The following is a 22,038-nucleotide window of genomic DNA, read 5'->3' as shown; positions in this document are numbered from 1 at the left end:
GGGCCCGCCTGCGGCGGGCCCCACCCCTGTCTCACGCGCCGCTCGCCCCGAGCATCTCCTCGCGCTCGACGATCTTCACGCGCTCACGGCCCTGCGGCTCGCCCAGCGCCTTCTCCGCGGCGTCGAGCCGGTACCAGCCGTCCCAGGTGGTGTACCGGACCTGCCGCTCGGCGAGGAAGGCCTCGACCGCCTCCGGCTCGGGGGCGGCGGGGGTGAGCAGCCGCCCCTGGGCGTGGTCCTCCAGGAGGTTGGCGACGGTCTCGTTGGCGTCGCCCTTGGTGTGCCCGATCAGGCCGATGGGGCCGCGCCGGATCCAGCCGGTGACGTAGGTCGACGCCATGTGCTCGCCGCCCTCGACGACGCGGCCGCCCTCGTCCGGGACGGTGCCGGACTCGACGTCCCAGGGGAGCTTGGGCAGCTCGTCGGAGAGGTAGCCGACGGCCCGGTAGACGGACTGGACGTCCCAGGTGGTGAACTCGCCGGTGCCCTTGACGTTGCCGGTGCCGTCGAGCTCGGTGCGCTCGGTGCGCAGGCCTACGACCTTGCCGTCCTCGCCGAGGATCTCGGCCGGGGACTCGAAGAAGTGCAGGAAGAGCTTGTGCGGGCGGTCGCCGATGTCCCGGATCGCCCAGTTCTCCAGGGTCTTGGCCACCATGTCCGCCTGCTTGTTGGAGCGGCGGGTGGTGATCGAGCCCTCGTCGTAGTCGATGTCCTCGGGGTTGACGATGACCTCGATGGTGGGCGAGTGGTCGAGCTCGCGCAGCTCCATCGGGCTGAACTTCGCCTGTGCGGGGCCGCGGCGGCCGAAGACGTGGACCTCGAGCGCCTTGTTGGCCTTGAGGCCGTCGTAGACGTTCGGCGGGATCTCGGTGGGCAGCAGCTCGTCGGCGGTCTTGGCGAGGATGCGGGCGACGTCCAGGGCGACGTTGCCGACGCCGAGGACGGCGACCTTCTCGGCCTCCAGCGGCCAGGTGCGCGGCACGTCGGGGTGGCCGTCGTACCAGGAGACGAAGTCGGCTGCGCCGTACGAGCCGTCGAGCTCGACCCCGGGGATGCCGAGGGCGCGGTCGGCGGTGGCGCCGGTGGAGAAGACCACCGCGTCGTAGAAGGAGCGCAGCTCGTCGAGCGAGATGTCGCCGGGGTAGTCGACGTTGCCGAAGAGGCGGACCTGCGGCTTGTCGAGGACCTGGTGCAGGGCGGTGATGATGCCCTTGATGCGGGGGTGGTCGGGGGCGACCCCGTACCGGATCAGGCCGAAGGGGGCCGGCATGCGCTCGAAGAGGTCGATCGAGACGCCGGGGTCGGCGGCCGCCTCCGACTTCAGCAGCGCGTCGGCCGCGTAGATACCGGCGGGGCCGGCGCCGACGATTGCTACCCGCAGAGGGCGAGGCATGACTGGGTTCCCTTCGACCGACAATCTGACTGATCAAGGAAACCCTAAACTAAGGCCACCCTAACCCCCTACCCGCCTCCCGTTTATGACCTCATAAGCCGATCTTATGACTTACCAAAGCCTGACTTCTGCCTGACGGTACCCCCACGCGGGCACGGCGCCGGCCGGGTCAGCCCGCGTACTCGGTGAGGTCGATGCTGTGCAGGGTGACGGGGGCTCCGGTGGCGGGGTCGGCGGTGTCGCCGTCGTGGGCCATGCCGAGCTTGCGGATCACGTTCGCGGACTCCTCGTTGCCGACCCGGTTGACGGCGACGACCCGGTCCAGGCCGCGGTCCTGGAGGGCGAACTCCAGGGCGGCCTGGGCGGCTTCGGAAGCGTAGCCCTGGCCCCAGAAGGGCCGGCCGAGGCGCCAGCCGATCTGCACCTGGTGCCGGGTCTCGGGCAGGTCGTCGGCGGCGGACAGCCCGACGGCGCCGATCAGCTCGCCGGAGGCGAGGAGCTCGACGGCGAAGACGCCGAAGCCCTCGTCGTCCCACTCCTCCTCCCAGAGCTCGATGGCCTCGGCGGTCCCGTCCAGGTCGAGCACGGATCCGTCGCCGATCCAGCGCATGACGTCCGGGTCCGAGGTGATCTCCGACAGGGGCACGAGGTCGTCGTCGGACCAGCGGCGGAGGAGGAGGCGGGGGGTGCGGATCTCGGTCATGCCCCACATCCTGCCGAACCGGGCCCGACCAGGGGTAATCGGGGGCGGCCCGGGCCCGGGCCGGCTCAGCCGACGCTGATCTGGTCGAGCTTCGCGCGCAGGTAGGCGTGCGAGTCCACCGGCTCGTGCGCCACCCGGCCGACCGGGGCGGGCAGGGACTCCACGCGGGTGTGGGCGTCGCACTCGTAGAAGTAGACCAGCGAGACCAGTTCCTCCGCCGGGGCGTGCGCGGGCGGCGGCAGGACCCGGTGGCGGCCCGCCCGCCAGCGGTCGCCGGTCCAGCGGGCCAGCAGGTCGCCGATGTTGACGGTGAGCGCCGCCGGGTCGTAGGGGGCGTCCTGCCAGCCGCCGGCGTCGGTGTGGATCTGGAGTCCGCCCGCGCCCGGCTCCCGGTCCAGGACGGTGACCGTGCCGAAGTCCGTGTGCGGCCCGATGCGGAACTGTCCGGGCAGCGGCGTGCCGACGGTCTCGGTGCCTGGGTACCAGTTGACGTTGAAACCCCAGGTGGGGTGGCCGGTGTGGCGCGTGAAGTGGTCCGCGGGCAGGGCCAGGGCCGCCGCGAGCAGCTCCAGCAGCTCGTCGCAGAGGGCGCGCATCGCCCGCAGGTACGCGGTCACCGGCGCGCGCAGGCCCGGCACCTCGGCGGGCCAGGTGTTCGGCCGGAACCACTCGGCGTCCACCGGGGGCACGCCGGTGGGCTCGTCGGCCGCGAAGGACCAGGACTCCTTCAGGTCGGGCGGTGAGGCCGTCCCCTCGGCGTAGCTGTTGGCCTCCGCGCCGGGGCCGAGCCAGCCGCGTCCGCCGACGCCGACCGCGTAAGGCTGTTTGGCCTCGGGCGGCAGCCGGAAGAAGGAGCGCGCGGCCTCCCGGATCCCGGCGGGCAGCGACGGATCCACCCCGTGCCCGGCGACCAGCAGGAACCCGGCCGCCTGGAGGGCCCGGTCCACCCGGCCCGCGATCCGGGCCCGGTCGGCGGGGCCGCCGGTGCGCCACGCTCCGAGGTCGACGACGGGGACGACGGGGACCTGGGGGCTCTCCATGGGGGCCTGCCTTCCGCGGGGATGTGACGACAGTAGGGCCTCGGGGGCGTTCGGGGCAGGTACACGGCGGCGCGTGGTCCGGACGGGGCACTCCGCGCCCGTCGCCGGGACGAGGTCACCCTCGGCCGGCGGCTCCCGCGCAGGCCGCCCGGGCCAGGGCCACCGCGCCGTGCAGGCCGTCCCGCACCGGGTACGGCGCCAGGCCCCATCCGCGGACCCGGTCCGTGAAGCGGTCGAGGAGGGGGCCGCGCGGCCCGAGCAGGCCCCCGACCGTCACCAGGGGTTCGCCCGGCCGCGGCCGCAGCGCCGCGGTGCTCTCGGCCAGCAGGTCCGCGGCCTCGTCGAGGATCCGCCCCGCCACCGCGTCCCCGTCCGCCGCCGCCCGGACCACCAGGGGGCAGTGGCGGGCCAGCCGGAGGGGGTCGGCGGGGGCGAGCGCCCCGTCGACGAGGGCGAACCGCACCGACGCGGGGTCGTCGGCGGGCGCGCCGAAGGCCTCGGCCAGGCGGGGCGCCAGCAGGGTGGCGGGCCCGCGGCCGTCCACCGCGCGCAGGGCGCGCCGCACGCCTTCGCGGGCGATCCAGAAGCCGCTGCCGTCGTCGCCGGTGAGCCAGCCGCAGCCGTCGGCGGTCGCGGCCAGCCGGTGGCCGCGCATCCGGGTCGCGGCCGCGCCCGTGCCGGCGATCACGGCGAGGCCGTCCGGCGGGCAGCCCGGGGCGGCCGCGAAGGCGATCTCGGAGTCGGCGGCGACGCGGAGGTGCGCGGGCGCGCAGCCGTGGCGGGCCAGTGCCGCGCGCAGCGCCCGGACGGCCAGGCGCTGCCCTCCGTCGCCCGCCCGTCCCGGGACCCCCGCCCCGGCGAACCCGGCGACGACGGAGACGACGTCCGCCGGGCGCCCCGGCGGCAGCACCCGCCCCACGACCCGGGCCAGGCGCTCGGTCAGCACCGGCTCGGGCACCGACCGCACGTTGGCCGCCCCGGCCTTCGCCGTGGCCAGTGCGGGCCCCCCGCCGACGGCGGCGACGACGGCCCGCAGTCCGGACCCGCCGCCGTCGATCCCCAGGACCAGGCCCGGCCCCCGCCCCCGGCCCTGCGGCCCCTCGTGGCGCACGGTCAGCGGCCGCCGTCGCGCCGGTACGGCCGGACGGCCTCCACGGTGGCGGCCATCGCCTCGGTCGTACGGTCGTAGGTGCGCTGCGCCACGGCGACGTAGAGGACGTCGAGGACGGCCATCTGCGCGTGCCGGGCGAGGACCGCCTCGGCCCTGAGGCCGGCCGCGTGGACGCTGGTGGCGAGGACCAGTTCGGCGTGCACGGCGAGCGGTGAGGCGGGGGCGTTGGTCACGGCGATGGTGGTGGCCCCGCGCGAGGCGGCCTCCGCCAGCACCTCGCGCGGCTCGCGGGTGCCGCCGCTGTGCGACAGCACGAGGGCCACGTCGCCGTGGCCGAGGACGGCGGCGCCGGTGAGCGCCACGTGGGTGTCGCTCCACGACCAGACGGGCAGGCCGATGCGGTACAGCCGCTGCTGGAACTCGGCGGCCATGGTGGCGCTGCCGCCGACGCCGAAGAGCTCGATCCGCCGGGCGGCGGCGATCCGTGCGGCGGCGTGTTCCACTACGGCCAGGTCGAGGCCCTCGACGGTGCGGGTGACGACGTCCGAGACGGTCGCGGCCACCGACGCCGCCACCCGTGTGAGGGAGTCGTGCTCGCCGATGTCGGTGCCGATGTCCTCGCGCCAGGTGCCGCGGGCGTCGCGGTCCGCCCCCGACGCGGCGAGGGCGAGGCGCAGTCGGGAGTAGCCCGGCAGGCCGAGGGCGCGGCACAGGCGGGTGATGCTGCCGGTGGAGACCCCTACGGCTTCGGCCAGTTCGAGGATCGTCCGCGCGGCGGCGGCGTGCGGGTCGCGGAGTATGAACACGGCGAGGGCGCGCTGCGCTTCGGGCAGCTCAGGCTCCAGGGCGCGGAGTCGGTCGACTGTCTGGCTCACGGAGAACAATTCTTCCCGAGGATGGCGCGTTCCTGTCAAGGGTGCTTGACGGTCCGGCCGCACGGGCCCCACATTGCTGCCGCGGCGGACAAAAATGTTTCCCCGCAGGAGAGTTCACCCTACTTCGGAAAGCAGGGAGAGCCATGTCCTCATCCTCATCCTCGGGCGGCGGGGCGTTACGGCGCCTCGGTGTACTGGCCGCGGTCCTGGGCGTGCTGGCCGCCCCGTCGGCCGGAGCCGCGTGGGCGGGTCCCGGGGCGGGCCCGGGCCGCGGCGCCCCCCTCCCGGCGGGGGCGCCGACGCCGACGGCGGCGGACGCGCTGGCCGCCGCCGTCGACGCGGCGGCCCCGGCGGGCTACGGCGACACCTACGCGGGGGTGTCGGTCGACGCGAAGGCCGGCCGCGTGACGGTGTTCGCGACCGACGTGGGCCGGGGCCGCGCCCTGGCGTCGGCCGCGGAGCGGTCCGCGCACGCCGGCGGGCGGGTCCGCGTGGAGGTGAAGGCCGCCAAGTACAGCAGGCAGCGGCTGGAGGCGGCCCGTACCGAGCTGGAGGGCGCGGCCGACGGCTGGCGCGCCTCCGGACCCCGGATCACGATGATCTCCTTCGGCGCCGAGGGCGACGGTCTGCGGGTGGCCGCGGACGATCCCTCCCGCGCGGCCGAGCTGAACCGGGCCCGGCCCGTCCGGCAGGGGGCGGGCGCCGGGATCGATCCCGCCGACGTCCGGTTCCTGTCGGCGGCGCCGGCGGCGTTGGTGGACCGGGACGACGACGGCGCGCCCCACTGGGGCGGGGCCACGATCACCTCCTCCTCGGGCCAGTGCACCACGGCCTTCGCCATGGACGTTCCGGGCTGGGACCGGTACGTGGTGACGGCCGCGCACTGCGGCGGTCCGGGAACGCACTTCACCAGCGGCAGCCGCGACTACGGCACCGTCTTCAACACCCTGCCGGACATCGACGCGGGGATCATCAAGACCGCGGGCGGCTCCAACTCCGGCGTGTACATCGGCACCGAGGGCCGGTACTACGCGGACTGGGTCTGGTCCCGGGTCGGCCAGGAGGTCTGCCAGAGCGGCTCGGTCACGCGCTACCGCTGCGGGATCTTCGTCACGGGTGACTCCCACACCTACGAGCACGGCATCTGGGTCCAGGGCGGCATCGAGGCCTGCACCCGCGACGGCTCGACCGCCGGACGCCACGGCGACTCCGGCGGCCCGGTGTTCAACTGGCGCGCCGACGGGAAGATCACCAGCCGGGGGGTGATCAGCTACGGGTACTCGACCAGCGCGTCGAGCGGAGGGTACGACTGCATCGGCTGGTCCCAGACCGGTCATGTCCTGGCCTCCTGGCAGGCCTCCCTCGTGACGAGCTGACCACCGCCCTCCCCCGCTCCGCCGCACCCCCCTCCGGGCGGCGGGGCGGGGCCGTCGCCTACTCCGGGAGCTCCGTCCCGCAGCGGGAGCAGTAGCGGGCCGCGGTGTCGGTGGCCAGGCGGCCGCAGGCGGGGCAGACCCGGTGGAGGAGGCAGGCCGGTTCCCCGCCCTCGGCGGGGGTGGGGGCGGCGGGGCCGATGCCGAGGCCGGGGCGGCGGGTGTGGACCGTCAGGTACGCCAGGCCGTCCGGACCCGCGGTCAGGGAGCGCCGGGTGCCGCGCGGGAGCCAGCACGCCGAGTGGGCCCGCAGCGGGTGCGTGCCGTCCGGGGTGTCGAGGCGGCCGCCGCCCGACACGACGAGGAGCAGGACGTCGAGGAGGGGCTCGGCATGGTCCGCGATGGCCGTGCCGGGACGCAGCCGGATCAGGTTGGAGTCCAGGGCGCGTCCGGCTCCGGTGAGCCGCCAGAGCGCTCCGGTCGCGTCGGCGGGGGCTTCGGCGATCACCGTGTCGAGGTCCGTCGGGACCCCGGCGGGATGCGGGTGCGTCATCGTGGGTGCCGTTCCTTCCTGCCTCCGGCGTGCTTCGCCGTCCTGCACACGATCACGTCCGGGCCGGCGCGGCGGTTCGCCCGCCGTCCGCTTCGCCGGAACCCGGCGCCCGTCCGTGCGCGCATGGCCGATACACTCATGTCCGGATCGCGTCGGCCGCACACGCGCCGGCCGCGCGGCCCCGCCTTCCGGTCGACCACCGCGAGGGGTGAGGCCGCCCGCCTCCCTTCCCCGGCCCCGCACCGAAATCCTGCTCCCGCATGCCTACCGCCACCACCCGTACGCCCGACGCGCCCCCGGCGCCCGTCACGGCGCCCGGCGCCCCGCCCCGGCCCAGCGCCCTCGCGGCGTTCCACAGCATCAGCGCCGTCACGACGGTGCTGCTGGCCCTCGTCGCCATCGGCGCGGCGATCCACGAGCCGGTGCTGATACCCCCGCTCGCCGCCAGCGCCGCGCTGGTCCACAGCGCCCCCACCCTGCCCCTGGCACAGCCCCGCGGGGTGATCGTCGGCCACCTGATCGGCGCGGCCTGCGGCTACGTGGTGCTGGCGGCCGCCGGCAGCTCCGCCTGGGCGGCGGCCTTGGCGGCGGGGCTCACCCTCGCCGTGCTGACCCTCGCCCGCACCCCGCACTCGCCCGCCGTGGCCACGGCGGTGATCACCGTGCTCCAGACGCCGGAGCCCGCGCGGTTCGTCCCGCTGCTCTTCGGCTCGACCGTGCTCCTGGTCCTCACCGGCTACGCCGGCTCCCGCGTCCGCCGCACCGCACCGAGGTACCCCGCCTACTGGTGGTGATGACCTGCGGGCGCGCCTGCGCCGCGCGGAGGGGGCCTGGGCGCTACTCCTTGTGTCGTGGAGATTTCGACGAAGGACGTGTTCGGGGCCCCCTGCTGGGTGAGTCTGATGGCCCGCGACCTGGAGGCGTCCCAGCGCTTCTACGGAGCGGTCGTGGGCTGGACCTTTCGTCCGGCCCGGTTCGGCTCGGCCTTCTCGATGGCCGTGCAGGACGGGGTGCCGGTCGCCGGGATCGGGGCGCTGGCGGGCGACCTGGCGGTGGCGGTGGCCTGGACCCCGTACTTCGCCGTCGACGACGTGGACGTGGCGGCGGCCCGGATCCGCGAGCGCGTCGGCACGGTGGCGGTGGGCCCGGTCTCCTTCCCCGGCGGCGGGCGGGCGGCGCTGGTCGCCGACCCCGACGGGGCGGTCTTCGGCATCTGGCAGGGGCCCGTCACCGCGGGCTGGCGCGTCGGGCGGGGACCGGCACCCGCCTGGCTGGAGCTGCGCACCCGCAACGCCTTCGACGCGGCCCTCTTCTACGGGGAGGTGCTGGAGTGGGCGACGGGCCGCGTCGGCTGCTGCGAGGTCGCGTACGAGGAGGACCAGGTCGTCCTGCGGCAGGGCGGGGAGCCGGTCGCCCGGCTGGACAGCGGGCCGGTGGAGGTGGGCGCCTACACCCCGCACACCCGGCCGCGCTGGCACGTCCACTTCCGCGTCCCGGAGCTGGAGCCGGCCGTGGAGGCGGCCCTCGACCTCGGCGGCCGCACCGTCTCGGTGGTCACCTCGGACGGCAGGGAGCGCTCGATCATGCTCCGGGACCCGGACGGGGCCCTGTTCACCCTCACCGAGCGCGTTTCCCCGCCGGAGGGGGACGACGACGCCGACTGATCCGCCCCACCCCCGAAACCTTGCCCCCGACTCCCAGCGCCGTTACCGCACGTCTGTCACCTCGAGCACGTCAGGCCGCATGTCCGATGTCGGTCAACGGCAGCACCACCGTGAAGCGTGCGCCCCGGAGCGTCGACGGCACGGCGTCCGAGGGCAGGGCTCGGATCTCGGCGAAGTCCGGTCTGACGAGCTGGAGAATCTTCATGACGCGGGCCAGGCCGGCCCCCCGGCCCGCACCGCGCGTGGAGTATCCCTCGCGGAACACCACGCGTTCCCGTCCGCGCACTTCGGCGGGCAGGCCCGACCCGCTGTCCCGGACGTCGACAACCGCGTAGTACGCCTCCAGGGCCACGTCGACCCTGATCGTGCCGCCCTGCTGAGCCGTGAGAGCCTCGGCCGCATTGTCCAGCAGCTCGTGGAACACGACCCGGAGGGCGGCGTCGTCGACCGAGACCCAGGTGTCTTCGGGACAGCGCACGTCGACGTGCACGTCAGGGTGGACGGAAGGCAACTGCGCGGCCAGGGAGGTCAAGACGGTGTGCAGCGCGGCCGTGCCGACCGGGACGTCAGGGTCGGAGGCGGCCGTCTCGGCGAGGACGGCGCGGGCCCGGTCCAGGAGTTCCTCGGCTTTCACGCTCCCCGTCTCGGCCAGGCGCTGGAAGAGGGGATAGGAGGGTGCCAGAAGGTGGCGGTTGGCCGGCCAGCCCGTGAGCATCGCGACTTCCGGGGCGACGGCGCACTCGGCCTGGGCAGCCGTCTCCGCGGGGATCCGCTCGACGGCTTCGGCCAGTTCCGCGTCGGCCCGCTGCCACAGACGCCGCTCCAGACCGGAGTTCCGCAGCGTCAGCTCTCCCTGAGCGGCCCCTCGGAGAATGCCGTTGGCGAGCAGGGCCTCGGTGCCGGCGGCGATCGGGGCGTCGACGTTCCGGCCCTCCGCCACCGCTTCCGCGATGACCCGCATGTCCTGCGCCGACGTCGTGCCGTCCGGCCCCGCGACGACCAGCGCCGCCCAGAACGCCGCCTCGGTCTGCGGATCCGTACAACGGCCGAGCAGTTCCCGTTCCAACGCCTCGACGAGCTGGGGCTGGTCTTCCCAGGGTTCGACGCGGCGCGACCCGGACGCGGGGCCGGGCCATGCCCCGTCCGGTTTCACGGCCGCGTGCAGCATGACGAGCAGCAGCCCGGGGTCCATCCCCGTGCAGCCGGCCATGGCGTCGGCCGCGCCCGCGTCCCCGGCGCCCGTCAGGTCGAGGATCCAGCGCAGCGTCTGCCATGCGACGTCCCGGTCGGTACCCAGGACGCGCTGGAAGTCCTGGGCCGTCGGGCCCGTCAGCGCGGTGACGGGCCACTGCCGGGCAACCCGCCGCAGCAGCAGGACGGCGCGCCGCTCCCGTACGGTGGCCAGCCGCAGCAGATCGCGCAGGGTGACCACGGCCACGTTGGTGCGGCCCAGGTATCCGGAGGGCTCCAGGTCCGGGCCGATCGCGACGCAGGGCCGCTGCCCGGCGGAGTCCACGAGATCCACGGGAACGTCCCGCGTCTCCGGCCGCGCGACGAAGAGATCGATCCGTCCGGAGGTGTGGAGCCGGCGCAGCGGGAACTCGGCGAAGAGCCCGTCCAGCGAGGTGAGGAATCCGTCACCGTACGGACGGCGGTCGGCTCGGGGCACCGGGCCGCCCGAGCCGAGGAACCCGGCCAGCGCGGCGGCGAAGTCCGCCGCGGAGCGCTCGTGGTTGTGCTCGAGTCCGGCGTAGGCGTCGAGCAGTTCACGGCCGTGCCGATCGACCGGGTTCCACCGGGCGAACCCGGCGTCCCGTTGAACCGTCTCGTCGCGGATCAGTTGCAGGACGCGTTCCGGGGTGAGCTTGCCCCACTGTGCCGGCCGCAAGGACGGCACGGCCTCGGGGAACAGGGCCCCGGCGGGCTCGTGGGCGAGTCGGGAGCGCACGATCTTCAGCTGGCCGGCCTGGAGCAGCTCCTCGAGGTCCGAGCTCGTCCCGTCGGGTACCGGTGCATCGGCCTCCCCGTCGGCGGACCTGGCGGCGATGCGGGCCCGCAGTATCCGTGCCTCGTCCTCGATCGCCTGGTCGATGGCCTCGGCCCGCTCCTCCATCAGCCGCTGGGCCTCCGGCCGGCGACGACGGGCGACGACGGCGAAGCCGTCCACCTCGTCCTGCCCCATCTCCAGGCCCGCCGCCTCGGCTCGGCGCACGAGCTCCTTGCCCTCCAGCCGGACGGCGGCGTCGGCCCGCTTGCGGGCGGCCTCCAGTGCGGCCCGTCGTGCCTCGGCCGTCTCCGCCAGCTCCGCGCATGCCTGGAGCATGGCGTCCGCCGCCATGAACTCCCCCTCCTGGAGGAGGCAGTCGAACACGTCGTCGGGTCTACGGCCGCCGAGCGCGCCCAGCAGGCCGTCGCCCAGCGTCTTTCCGTCGGGGTCGGCGGTTCCGTCGGCCAGCGCGATCAGCACGGCCGGGTGACGGAAACGGCCCGGCCAGCTCGCCAGCAGGTCACGCAGCGGTGTGGTCATCGGACTCCTTCAGGGATCTGCTCAGCGGCCGCAACTGCTTGAGCAGGGCCAGGGCCGGAATCCGGTGCGGATCTCCGAGGGCTTCCGCCTCGATGAAGAGCTGATTCCAGTGTGTCGTGACGAACGCGGCCAGGGGCAGGTGACCTTCCGGAGCCGCTCTCCAGGTACTCCCCTGGTCCTCCAGCCCGGTGGTCTCCAGGATCAGCCGGCGGGCGTCCTCGACGATGCCGGCGAGCCGGTCGGCGTAGTTCAGGTGCCGGCTCCACTGGATCTGCTGCCGCTTGCGTGGGCCCGGGAGCCGAGGCATGTCGGCGACGATCTTGTCGATGTACGCCCTGATGTCCCGGTCCGGAAACAGGGCTGCCAGCTCCTCGCGCGCACGCGCCGTGCCCCCGCCGGCCAGTCCCACGCTGGTGATCCCGTGCAGGAAGCCGTCCGGAGCGCACAGCGTCTCGTGGGCGTACCGTCCGGAGGCGAAGCCGAAGCTCTGCCGGGAGGAGGCGAAGTTCTGGGCCCGCGCCGCGAGTTCCTGCCACTGGCGGGTGATCCGGTCGGCCGTCGAGAACTGCTCCTCCTCCCCCGCCAGCAGGGTCAGCGGAAGCGCCGTCAGCGTGTCCTGGTGGTACGCCACGGCCAGTTCGGCGAGTTCCGACCAGGTCGGCGGGATCCCCTCCATGGCGTCGTCGCCACCTGTCAGCTCGGTGTACGCGAGGACCCCGGACTCGCCACCGCGCAGCAGCAGCTCGGCGATCGTGCCCACCAGGGCGACGGCCCGCTCCCCCGGCGAACCTTGGCGCAGTTCGTCCACCGCGAAGAAGAGCAGCTCGCCGACGGGTCCGTGCTCCACGGGTACCGCGGCGGTGGTCAGCGCCGGTGACAGCGCGGCCGACCGTCCGATCCGGGTCGCGAGAAGGTGCGCCTCCATGAAGGCGTTCCGCCGCCAGGCGTCCCTGAGCAGCCAGTTCGCCCAGGTGTCCCAGTCGGGCCCGGGGTCGGGGTTCTCGCGGAGCGTTCTGGCGATCTCGGCACGGAGGGATTCGGGCGGGCAGAGCGGATCCCGCGCACGTGCTTCCAGGATCTTCCAGGGGAGCCGCGCCGCGGCGTCGGCACCCCTGTCCGCGGTCCGCGCCGTGGGGCGGGCGGCCGAGGCCGCGCGTTCGCGGCTCGGGAGGGTGTCCCAGTCGGGGATGCCCAGGGTGCGGGTGAAGGCGACGGCGAAGTCGGCGCCGAGAATGTGGAGCCCGATGTGTCCGCTGTGCGGATTCGACACCGACCGGGCCGTCGGCCGGCCGAGCGGGGAGTAGCTTCCGGTGAGCACCTCGTGGTCGCTGACGACCGCGCGGGCCGCCGCGCGGCCCTCGCGGTAGGTCCGTTGCCGACGGAGATCCGCGAGGAGATCGTCGTACTTCCCGGGGGCGGACACCGGAGCCGGGAGGGCGGGATGGTGGAGATGGAGCACCGCCCCGGCGTCGATCCGGGCGCGCAGCCGGCGGGCGAGGAGGTCTCCGCACACGATGCGGTCGGCGCGGTCGTCGGTGACGACGAGCCGGTCCATCGTTCCGCCGAGGGCCTGGTGGACGGCGTCTCCGTAGTCGGCGTCGTCGGTCGTGCGGACGATGGGGTCGCCGTGGTGGAGCGCGGCGACCGCGCCGACGATCCGACCATGGACGTCCTCCCACTCGGCGGCCCACACGGCGCGCGCGGCGACCTGGTCCGCCTCCCAGTTCTCGGCCGGGACGGGGAGCCGGTCCGGCACCATGACCGCCGGCGCCGGGGCGGCCACCGCGGTCTCCCGCGTCCGGCCGAAGTCCTCGTGCCGGAAGGCGATCCGCCTGCTGTCGGAGCGGTACGGGTAGACCCGCCGGGCCCACAACAGCAGGTCGACGACGCAGCGGGCGGGGCCGGCCGCGTCCGGGGCGGCCTGGACGAGGACGCTGCTGCCCGGGTCGAAGTCGAGGACGCTGCGGGTTCCGACGAAGGCCCGCTCGTCGTCCTGGACCAGGACGCAGGCCCGGGTGCTGGAGCTCCGGTCGGCGAGCAGGACCTGTTCCGGATGCCGTGCCTGCAGGTCGTAGAGCGCGTTCTCCACCTTGGAGGGCAGGGTGGCCGTGGGATCGGTCCCCCAGACGAAGACCAGGGTGACGCCCCGCGCGAGGGCCGCCTCCAGCTCGTGGAAGACGTCGTTCAGCGCCGAGTAGTCGACGGTGGGGACGGACAGGACGAGTTGGTGCCGGGCCCGGCGGATGAGCTCGCCGCGCCACCAGGTCACGTCCTCCCCCGCGGCGACCGGAGTGGCGGCGGCCCGGAAGCCGGAGAGCTGGTGGACGCGTTCGGCGATCTGTCCGGCGACCTCCGTCAGCTCCTCGTTGCGCGCGGCCATCGTCGCCGGTTCCGCGTCGGGGGCCTCCGCCACCAGGGCGGCGAGCCGGTCGGTGAGGTGGGCGAGATCGGTGCGCTCGGGGCTGGCCGGCTCCGCCTTGTTCCGCAGGGAGGTGACGAAGGGATCGGCCGGACTGCGCTCTGCGAGTGCCGCGATCTGGCTGCGAAGCCGGTCCCGGGCCGAGCGGTTCCAGCCAGAGGCCTCCGCGGGGTTCAGCGCGAGCCGGCCCGTCTCGGGGTCGATCTGGACGGTCCCGCTCACGGCGAGCCAGCGAACGCCTCCGTCGGTGCTCAGCAGCGGGTTGCCGAAGGAGACGTCGAGGATGTTGCTCCGCAGCCCCTGGTCACGCTGCTCGTGCCGGACGGTGGCGCGCACCGCGCGCAGCAGCTCGCCGCGCGGCAGGTCGTCCGCGCCCACCCCCTGGGTGATCGGGACCTCCAGGCTGTCCGGGGGCGGCTTGAGCAGGGACCGCTCGAAGACGAACACGCACCCGGACAGCGGTTCGAAGACAAACTGGCGCTGCTCCGTCTGGGTGGAGGCGTCCTCCAGGCCGCCTCCCGCCGCGATCAGGTCCCTGGCGGCGTCGGTCAGTTCGAGAAAGCCGTCGGAGAAGTCGATGGAGATGTAGCCCTTGGTCCACAGACCGTGGATCACGTCCAGCATCACGCGGTGCGGCAGGGAGAACAGGTGGGCCAGCCCTTCGACCGTGCGCCGGCCTGCGACGATGCCGCGTACGACGAGGCCCTCCAGGGTGGTCGCCCCGGCTTCGGGTCCGAGCACCAGGTTAAGGGTCACGACGTGGCAGGGCACCGCGATGTCGACGGTCCCGGTCATGCGTCCCCCGCCTCCTCGGTGCCGAGGAACGCGGGCGCGGGCACGATCGCCTTCTGGTTCCGGAAGACGTCGATGACGGTCTGCCAGTCCCTCCCGCCGTGCTTCTCGAAGTGCCGCAGGTCACCGACCACGACGAGGAGCTGCCTGGCCCGTGACAGCAGGACGTTGACCAGCTCCGGCTGGGCGACGTGGCCCACGTTCTGCCGCGGGTGCGGTCCCTGCTCGACGGAGCGCACGAGGGAGATGACGACGAGATCCGCCTCCTGTCCCTGGAAGGAGTGCACGGTGTGCACCTCGTCCTGGAGGCCCCGCTCCTCCAGGCGCTTGCGCAGCAGCTTCTTCTGCTGCGCATAAGGCGTGAGCAGGGCCAGTTCACGGGGCGCGGTCCGCTGTTGCCGCAGGGTGACGACGAGGTCCCGGATCACTGCCGCCTCGCCCGGGTTGCTCCAGTAGGGCCGGTCCTTGCAGTCGTCCCGCAGCGAGGTGTCGAGCCAGACGAGCGGCATGTCCCGCAGGAAGTCCGGCCGGCGGAGGCCGTGCAGCCTCTTGTCCGGAGTGGGGGGCGACTCGAGGAAGCTGACGGGCAGTCCCTTGTCATCCTTGATGATCTTGCCTCGCTCCGTCCGCTGGTAGAAGGTCCGCGCCACCGGCTCGGCGATCGACGGGTGCATCCGGAACTGGCTCACGAGCCGGTTGAGGGGGCGGGGTTCGACCGGACTCCGCGGCTCGGGCGCACGCCGGGGCGGGGGTGCGGGCGTAGGCCGGGGCCGCGGTTTCACGGCGCCCGCCTTCCGCGGCGTGCTGTCCCCGCCGTTCCCGTCGTCCTGGCCGGTGGCGTCCCCGGTCGGCTCCGCGAAGAGGGACCCGAAGAGTGCCATGTGGCGCAGGTATCGGTCCGTGGCCTTCACATGGCGCACGATCTCGTCACTCTTGTTCGATGCCAGTCCCGCCAGGAAGCCGGCGAGGTCCGTCGCACGGTGTGGCCCGAGCTGCCGGTGGTCGCCGATCAGGGTCCAGCGCACGCCGAGAACGAGCGGCATCATGATCTCGGTGGGCCAAGCCTTCGCCGCCTCCTCGATGATCACCCAGTCGAAGACGTCGTTCGCGTCACGGAGGCCGTCGTTCAGGGTGCCCGCGATGGAGCAGGTGGCGAGAACGATGTTGGCTCCGGCCTTGATCCGGTCCGAGATCTCGAGCTCGTTCCCGTTCACGAGCCGCGCCCACTCGTCCCTCAGGTGCTGCTCCGCGTCATTGAGCTCGGTATCGTCTTCCGCGGGGGCGGCGGTGTCGCGCGCCGCGTCGATGATCTTCGTCTTCAGCTGCTCCGTCAGCGTGGACAGGGTGTACGGCCGCAGCGCCGGCGGAAGTTCACCGGGGCCCCGGCTGTCCTGGAGTTCGCGCAGGAGCAGTACCTTCCCCTCCTCGATCTCCTCCCGCAGCTGCTCGGCCAGGCGGATGCCGAGGTGGTCGAGCGCATGGTTCGACTGAGCACTCACCAGCACCCGTGCTCCCGGCTCGGCTCGCAGGTACTGCTGTACCGCGTGGGTGGCGACCGTGGTCTTGCCGGTACCCGGGGGTCCCTGCAGCGCGTAGAAGGGGTGATAGTCGAGCATCTCGCCGATGACGCTCGTGGCGTTGCCCTTCAGGTGCTTGGTCCGTTCCTCGTCCTCGTGGCTCCACTGGCCGCGACTGAGGCGGATCGAGGACGGACTGTGCAGCGCGCGCATCAGGCCGTGCTTCTGCCGCAGCGCTTCGACACCGCGTGCCATCCGGCGCAACTGGATCTCGGTACCCCGGTCCCCTGCCGGGCGGATCCATCCCCGTTCGGGCAGCGGCTGCCCGTTCAGCGCGATGACCGTCACGGAGTCCGCGTCCGCCCTGCCCTTGATCCTGACCTCGAAGGAGTCACGGCCGAAGTGAGGTTTGCCGCCTTCGTCGCGCACCACGGTGAGCGTGCCGCCGCCCTCTTCGTGGAGCAGCGCGTCGGCGAAGTCCCCGAGGGACGGTCGGCGCGCGCGATTCCCGGCGTACGCGGTGAGCAGCGGTGAGTTGTTGATGCGTTCGCGGTCCCGTTTGGGATCGTGCTCCAGTACGTACGTCCCGCCCTCGGGGGCGTCGTCGGGCAGTCGGTAGGCGTACTGGCGGGCCCGGTGGATGACTCCCTGGTACTCCAGCATGAAGTGCATGGACTGGAGGAGTTCCTTGTTCTCCGGGTCGGGAGGTGCGCTCGCCGCCTTCACCGCTTCGGTGATCGGCACCCAGGACGGCCGGTCCCTGTGCACATCGTCGCCGAGGGCCTGCCCGATCTTGTACGGGACGAGGTCCATCCGGCCGACCCGGCGGCGCGGCCGGGCGGCGAGGACCTCCGGTGCGAACCTCCGGTCGACCACGTACTTGATCACCAGGGTGTCGTCATGGGTCTTCTTGATCTCTCCGGTGAGCTTCTCGTCGTACAGGAAGGCGCAGAACCACACGGCCCGTTCGCCGATCAGCACCCATTCCGCCTGGGCGAGCCGCTCCTCCCGCCCGGCGTACACGTAGCCCTTGGCTCCGCCGGACACCCATACCAGTTCGGCCTGTCGCAGCTCCCTTTCCAGGAAGGCCTGGAGCTCCTCCCTGCCGGCCTCGTCGACGGGGCTGCGAGAGATCCAGTGGCGCTGGCGGTAGAGGGTGTCGACCGATTGCACGGGCATGAAGGCGACGAGGTAGGGCCTCTCGGTGTCCCGCTGCCGGGACCACACCGAGCTGATGGCCTCCCAGTTCTCCTCCAGCGCCCGGGCCGCCTCGAAGGAGGAGCACCGGCCGCGCGGTTCGGGATCGAGCATGCTGAGGAGCACGTTGCGCAGCTCGCGCGGCACCTGGGCGGCGGTGTGCACGTTCAGGTGCGCACGCATCTGGGCGTGCAGTTCCCGCAGCGCCCGCGGCAGTTCCGCCGGCGCCGCCGCGGCCACGGAGGCGTACGCCTCCGGAAGGTTCTCGGCCAGCGGGCTGCAGAACAGCTCCCAGCCGAACACCCCGAGCCCGAAGACATCGGTGCTGGCCCAGTCCCGGCGCGGCGGCGCGTTGTCGGAGAAGAGCGACGGCCAGGTCTCCGGGGCGAGGTACGCCAGGTGGTGGGCGGGCTCGATGCCGTCGTGCGCCTCGAGGTACAGGTCGTTGACGAGGCTGCGGTAGTCGCTGTCCCGGGAGGGCGCGTACATGGACTGGACGAGGTTGCCCAGGAGGGCGCTCATCTCGAAGCGTCCCAGGGCGAAGGAGTAGCGGTCCTCGCTGTCGGTACGGCGGATCGTGATCGCGGCCGGTGTGACGTTGCGGTGCATGATGCGGGCGCCGTGCAGCTGGCTGAGGGCGTCGACGAGCAGGCTGTACTGGTCGAACACGACGGCCTGGTTCTGCGCCGCCCAGCCTGGGAAGTCGCCCTCGTGCCACTCCTCGCTCACCCGGTTGCCCGCCTGCCGCGTCAGGGTGAACGCCGCGCCGACTCCTTCGTCGTACCGTCCGTCGACGAATTCGGGCAGTGCGGGGTGTCCGAGCGCCTGGAGGCGCAACAGGCTGCGCACCTCGTGCTCCCACAGCTCGCCGACGATGCTCGTGACGTTCCGGAACACGCACACGTCGAAGCGTTCCGCGCCGTCGCCGGGCCGGGTGAGGGTGGCCCGGACCATGCGCCCGCCCGCGACCACGACCGGGGCGCCGTGGATGACGTACGGACCGAAAGGGGCACTGTCCCCGGTGAAGAGCGAGTCGAGGACGTCCTCGGGGGTCTCGTCGCCCGGTTCGGTCATGGTGACTCCTTCTCCCCTGGGTGGGTCCCCGGCGGGTCGAGGGCCTCCACCACGATCACTCCGTCGTCCAGTACCAGCGCGGCACGGCCGCGGTCGAGTACGGCCCGGTCGCGCAACCGGGCACCCAGTCGGTCCGGCAGCTGCGGCGGGCTTCCGGGCAGTGGCGCGGGCCTGACGTCCACAGAAGGCCGGTCGGCCCCGTCGGACGCCGCGCACACGCGCCACGTGCCGTCCGGGAACCCGAGCCGCAGGAGCTCCTCGCCGTCGGGACCCAGTGCGCGGTCGACGCCCGTCGCTCCGGCCAGTGCCTGATCCGGCGGGCCGCCGGGGGTGTGCGAGGCGCCGGGCGGGTGCGGGCTCCAGAGTCGTACGGCGCTGTCGCGTCGGGCGGCGGTGACGGGCATCGGCATCCCGTCCGGTCCGACGAAGGACTGGATCCGGACGGTCCGGGCGGACGCCCCCTCGCGGAGCACCGCGGTCCGCGTGCGACGGTCGGGGTCCCACAGGCACAGGGATCCGTCCCGGGCCGCCGTGACCAGCTGTGCGCCGCCGTCCGGCACGGTGATCGCGCCGATCGAGGTCAGTGGCGTGTCGCCGGTGTACAGCGGCTCGCCCTCCTGGGCCAGGCCGTCCTCGGTGAGGGTCCAGAAGGTCACCTCCGCCGCGGCCTTCGCATCGCCCGCCGTGTCCTCGGTGTGCGCGGAGACGAACCGCACGGCCCCGGCCGCACCCGGCAGCAGGGCGAGGGCGGTCGGGGGCGTGGCGGGGCGATGGGAGACGAGGCTCCTCGGCGCTTCGCCCGAGGCGTCCCAGAGCCTGACGTACCCGCCTTCGTCGACGGTGACCAGCCGGCGCTCCGGCACTGCGACGATGTCGCGCACGCGTCCGCCCGGCTGATCGCCCGACCGGGGCTTGCGCTCCGGCTCCGTGAGGTCCCACAGGGCGACGTAACCCTGTGTGCCGGCCAGGGCGAGCTTCGGCCGCGGTCCGGGCACGGCAGCCATCGCCGTGAGGATCGCGGGCACATCGGTCTCCGTGTGGACGGCGGGCGTGTTGCCGAGGTCCCAGACACGTACCCGCCGGTCGTTGTGGGCCACGGCGAGCCGGACGCCGTGGGCGTGGCCGGACGGGAGCGCGGCCATGGCCAGGAGGCTCGTGCGCAGGGGGGCGGGCACCGCCACGACCGGCTCGTGCCCGACCCACGGGCCCCATAGCAAGACGGTGCCGTCCTCTGCCCCGCTCGCGAGCAGGGGGATCTCCGCCCCCCAGGAGACGAGGTCCTTGACGGGCCGGACGTGGCCGTCGAGCGGCAGGTGCGGGGAATGCCGCTCCAACCGGCTCCAGCAGAGCCGCCATTCGGCGTCCGGTCCGGCCCCGGTGTGCCGACCGGTGGTGCGGGCCTCGCCGAGTTGACGCAGACCCGGCCTGTCGCCGGGTCGCGACGCGCGGATGAGGTGGGCGGAGGCGACGGTGCCCAGCACGGCGCCGGGCAGTTGTCCGGCGTCTGCGGCTGCGGAAGTCAGCGACATCCCTGCGGAGAGGACGTCCGCGGCGAGGGCGGGGAGGCCGATCCGGTCGAGCACACGGTGGTGGGCGGCCAGCTCCCGCCAGCCGACGGGACCGGTCGCGGCCGCGTGCCCCGACAGATGCCGGGCGAGGTAGCCGGGCAGCGGGGCGTCGGGGGCGTCCTCGATCCGGCGCTCCGCGAGACCCACGAGCGCGCGCAGGACGGCCTCCTTCTCGCGCGCGGCCGACCGCTCCAGGAACCGGTCCGCGAAGGTACGGTGCGCGAGCCGATAGACGGTGTGCCCGTCCTCGCCGTCCAGGAGCACGTAGGCGGCGGCACGGTGGAGCAGCAGGGCGATGTCGGCGTCCCCGGGGGCCTCCGCGCCGGGCTCGAGTGCCGCGGCGACCGTGGTCCACACCTGGCCGGCGCGGGGCAGGCCGCGCCCACGGGTGTGGGCGAGTGCCGCCAGCAGCGCGTTGGCCTGCGGGAAGCCTTCGGAGATCCGTTCCACGGCGGAGTTGTACAGGCCTCGCTGGTCGTGGGCGAGGAGCTGGTTGAGGTCGGCGAGCCGGTCCGGGCGGAGCAGCTCCGGGCGCTGCCGGATCTCCTGCACGACGAGCGAGGCCTGGAGGAACTCCCAGTCCCCGGTCGCGACCCTCTCGCGCACGATGTCGGCGACCCCGTCGACGGCCACGGCGGCGCGCCCCGCGGCCGGGGGCTCCCCGGGAGCGGTCTGGCGCAGACCTCGGGCCACGTAGCCGCGTACGGCCTCGGCGTCACGCTCCAGGACGTGCACCCGCGCATGTCCGGTGGTGCGCCCGAGTGCGTCGAGCAGTTCTTCCGAGGCCGCGGGGGCATGGCGTCCGGGAGTCGGCACCGCGTGCGTTCCGGACTCGGCCCGCGACTCGTCCGCGCGGACCGCGCCGCCCGGTGACGGGGGGCCGCTGGGGAGGGTGGATGCGGTGGGCCGGGTGGCGACGAGGAGGCGTACGCCGGACAGCGGGGCCAGCTCTCTCAACAGGCCGGCGATCAGAAGGGGTTCGCGGGCCTCGTCGAGTGCGTCGACCATGACGAAGGTGCCGGCCCTGGTCTCGACGGCCTTCCGCAGGGCGGCGATCCGCTCGTGGAGGGCGAGCCCTGGCTCCGGGAGGGCGATGCCCAGCAGGGTGGGGAGTCTGTCGACCACCTCGTCCAGGGTGGAACCTGCGAGGTGGAGTACGGCGTCGACGGCGGGGAGCCCGAGATCCGGATCAAGGCGGTCCGCGAATCCCGCGGCGTCCAACTCCTCGCCGACGGCGGGGTACGCGTGCAGCAGCAGGTTGCCGAGGAGCGCCGACTTCCCCGCCCCTGGGACGCCGGTGATGATCAGCATGCCCGGCGCGTGCGGGTCGGCGGCCCAGCGGGCGATGTCCCTGCGGTCGGCCTCCCGGCCCACGAAGCCCCAAGAGAGTTCGCTGAGACCGGTTCCGATCCCCCTGCGCAGCAAGTGCGCCATCGCACTGTCCGTCTGGGTGTCGAGGAGCCGGTGGAGCCGGTCGTAGTCCTCGACGGTCGCCGTCACGGGCAGCGGGTGTGCGGCCCTCTGTCGCAAGGGGAGCTGCCTGCTGCACCCGATGGCGCGTGCGTTCACTCCGGCCTGAGCGTTGAGGCGGTGGGCGAGCTCTCCGGGCTGGATCCCCGCGTCGTGGTCCGTGAAGCCGTCCAGGACCTCGGTCAGCTTCTCGCGAAACGTGCCGAGGTGTCCGGGGCCGAGGTAGTCGCCGGACGCGACCAGCAGCAGGGCCAGTTCCTTGTCGCCGGTATCGCCGATGCGGGTGAGCTCTTCCGCGACCCGGTCCACGAAGCCCCACGAGCTGCACGCCTCCACGACCACGAAGGCCCAGTGCGGCGCGACGCGCCGCCTCGCCTCGTCGTGGAGGTGCCACGCGAACGTCTGGGGTACGACGCGGCCGGCGCGGGTGTTCTCGGGATTCCCCGGTACGAGCAGGTGCTCCTGTCGCTCCGTCCCCTTGCCGTGTCCGATCCACAACAGGACCGCGGTGCGTTCGCCTCCCGAGGCCGCCCACTGGGCCAGCCGTTCCTCGACTGTGTTCAGGTCCCACTGAGCGGGCTGCGCGACACCCGGTGCGGCGACGGCGCCAAGACGGCCGAGGACGGCGGTGATCGCGGCGGCCTCCTCGGCGGCGGCGACGCGCGGCTGGTCGTGCACGTCGTCGAAGGTGAGCGCGTGAACGGGTAACTCGTCCACGAAACCGGTGCCGTAGAGCTCCGTCACCACGCCCCCCGTGCCCCT

13 protein-coding genes are annotated in these 22,038 nt (G+C 73.7%); 3 read left to right on the top strand and 10 right to left on the bottom strand.

The genetic code is table 11. The features are described from left to right. Positions 1–31: 31 nt before the first annotated feature. From ACIRBY_RS02190 to ACIRBY_RS02170, 5 genes are all read right to left on the bottom strand, one after another. Complete coding sequence (locus tag ACIRBY_RS02190) at positions 32–1,393, bottom strand: FAD-dependent oxidoreductase (protein ID WP_403894734.1); 1,362 nt, start codon at positions 1,391–1,393, stop codon at positions 32–34. A gap of 169 nt (positions 1,394–1,562) precedes the next feature. After that, entirely contained in the window at positions 1,563–2,096 is a 534-nt protein-coding gene (locus ACIRBY_RS02185; protein WP_403894731.1) for a GNAT family N-acetyltransferase, read from the bottom strand. Between the two features lie 65 nt (positions 2,097–2,161). After that, positions 2,162–3,136, bottom strand: a complete 975-nt coding sequence (locus tag ACIRBY_RS02180) for an isopenicillin N synthase family dioxygenase (protein ID WP_403894728.1) — start codon at positions 3,134–3,136, stop codon at positions 2,162–2,164. Between the two features lie 115 nt (positions 3,137–3,251). Then, positions 3,252–4,247, bottom strand: coding sequence for an N-acetylglucosamine kinase (locus tag ACIRBY_RS02175; RefSeq protein WP_403894725.1), 996 nt, complete (start codon positions 4,245–4,247; stop codon positions 3,252–3,254). Positions 4,248–4,249: 2 nt separating this feature from the next. Further along, complete coding sequence (locus tag ACIRBY_RS02170; protein ID WP_403894723.1) at positions 4,250–5,122, bottom strand: MurR/RpiR family transcriptional regulator; 873 nt, start codon at positions 5,120–5,122, stop codon at positions 4,250–4,252. 143 nt (positions 5,123–5,265) lie between these two features. Between ACIRBY_RS02170 and ACIRBY_RS02165 the strand changes: the two genes are divergently transcribed. Next, positions 5,266–6,498: a hypothetical protein gene (locus ACIRBY_RS02165; RefSeq protein ID WP_403894721.1), complete on the top strand. Its 1,233-nt coding sequence runs from the start codon at positions 5,266–5,268 to the stop codon at positions 6,496–6,498. A gap of 58 nt (positions 6,499–6,556) precedes the next feature. On the opposite strand, the gene ACIRBY_RS02160 is transcribed toward ACIRBY_RS02165, so the two are convergent. Then, positions 6,557–7,048 carry a hypothetical protein gene (locus ACIRBY_RS02160; protein ID WP_403894718.1) on the bottom strand — a complete coding sequence of 164 codons (492 nt, stop codon included), beginning with the start codon at positions 7,046–7,048 and terminating at the stop codon, positions 6,557–6,559. Positions 7,049–7,308: 260 nt separating this feature from the next. Here ACIRBY_RS02160 and ACIRBY_RS02155 point away from each other — a divergent pair, with 260 nt between their 5' ends. Together ACIRBY_RS02155 and ACIRBY_RS02150 are read left to right on the top strand one after the other, a co-directional pair. Then, positions 7,309–7,842, top strand: a complete 534-nt coding sequence (locus ACIRBY_RS02155; RefSeq protein ID WP_403894715.1) for an HPP family protein — start codon at positions 7,309–7,311, stop codon at positions 7,840–7,842. 108 nt (positions 7,843–7,950) lie between these two features. Continuing rightward, positions 7,951–8,712, top strand: a complete 762-nt coding sequence (locus tag ACIRBY_RS02150; RefSeq protein ID WP_403895245.1) for a VOC family protein — start codon at positions 7,951–7,953, stop codon at positions 8,710–8,712. 70 nt (positions 8,713–8,782) lie between these two features. On the opposite strand, the gene ACIRBY_RS02145 is transcribed toward ACIRBY_RS02150, so the two are convergent. From ACIRBY_RS02145 to ACIRBY_RS02130, 4 genes are read right to left on the bottom strand one after another with little or no spacing between them, the layout of a single operon-like run. Beyond that, the gene (locus ACIRBY_RS02145) at positions 8,783–11,239 is read right to left on the bottom strand and encodes a sensor histidine kinase (RefSeq protein WP_403894712.1); all 2,457 of its coding nucleotides are present in this window, start codon (positions 11,237–11,239) and stop codon (positions 8,783–8,785) included. Beyond that, on the bottom strand, positions 11,220–14,453 hold the full coding sequence (locus tag ACIRBY_RS02140) for a hypothetical protein (RefSeq protein WP_403894709.1): 3,234 nt from the start codon (positions 14,451–14,453) through the stop codon (positions 11,220–11,222). The genes ACIRBY_RS02145 and ACIRBY_RS02140 overlap by 20 nt, the downstream gene beginning before the upstream one ends. Beyond that, entirely contained in the window at positions 14,450–18,238 is a 3,789-nt protein-coding gene (locus ACIRBY_RS02135) for an AAA domain-containing protein (protein ID WP_403894705.1), read from the bottom strand. The genes ACIRBY_RS02140 and ACIRBY_RS02135 overlap by 4 nt, the downstream gene beginning before the upstream one ends. Further along, positions 18,235–22,020, bottom strand: a complete 3,786-nt coding sequence (locus ACIRBY_RS02130) for a hypothetical protein (RefSeq protein WP_403894703.1) — start codon at positions 22,018–22,020, stop codon at positions 18,235–18,237. Before ACIRBY_RS02130 ends, ACIRBY_RS02135 begins: the two co-directional genes overlap by 4 nt. Positions 22,021–22,038: the final 18 nt, after the last annotated feature.

This window comes from Streptomyces sp. NPDC096136 (genome assembly GCF_044763325.1).
In the GTDB taxonomy this organism is placed as follows: Bacteria; Actinomycetota; Actinomycetes; order Streptomycetales; family Streptomycetaceae; genus Streptomyces.
This window is presented reverse-complemented; position numbering and strand designations above follow the sequence as displayed.

What these genes read in the sequence shown, in the direction of transcription:
- ACIRBY_RS02190 (WP_403894734.1), bottom strand. Translation starts at nt 1,393, where the DNA reads ATGCCTCGCCCTCTGCGGGTAGCAATCGTCGGCGCCGGCCCCGCCGGT.
- ACIRBY_RS02185 (WP_403894731.1), bottom strand. Translation starts at nt 2,096, where the DNA reads ATGACCGAGATCCGCACCCCCCGCCTCCTCCTCCGCCGCTGGTCCGAC.
- ACIRBY_RS02180 (WP_403894728.1), bottom strand. Translation starts at nt 3,136, where the DNA reads ATGGAGAGCCCCCAGGTCCCCGTCGTCCCCGTCGTCGACCTCGGAGCG.
- ACIRBY_RS02165 (WP_403894721.1), top strand. Translation starts at nt 5,266, where the DNA reads ATGTCCTCATCCTCATCCTCGGGCGGCGGGGCGTTACGGCGCCTCGGT.
- ACIRBY_RS02160 (WP_403894718.1), bottom strand. Translation starts at nt 7,048, where the DNA reads ATGACGCACCCGCATCCCGCCGGGGTCCCGACGGACCTCGACACGGTG.
- ACIRBY_RS02155 (WP_403894715.1), top strand. Translation starts at nt 7,309, where the DNA reads ATGCCTACCGCCACCACCCGTACGCCCGACGCGCCCCCGGCGCCCGTC.
- ACIRBY_RS02150 (WP_403895245.1), top strand. Translation starts at nt 7,951, where the DNA reads ATGGCCCGCGACCTGGAGGCGTCCCAGCGCTTCTACGGAGCGGTCGTG.
- ACIRBY_RS02145 (WP_403894712.1), bottom strand. Translation starts at nt 11,239, where the DNA reads ATGACCACACCGCTGCGTGACCTGCTGGCGAGCTGGCCGGGCCGTTTC.
- ACIRBY_RS02140 (WP_403894709.1), bottom strand. Translation starts at nt 14,453, where the DNA reads ATGACCGGGACCGTCGACATCGCGGTGCCCTGCCACGTCGTGACCCTT.
- ACIRBY_RS02135 (WP_403894705.1), bottom strand. Translation starts at nt 18,238, where the DNA reads ATGACCGAACCGGGCGACGAGACCCCCGAGGACGTCCTCGACTCGCTC.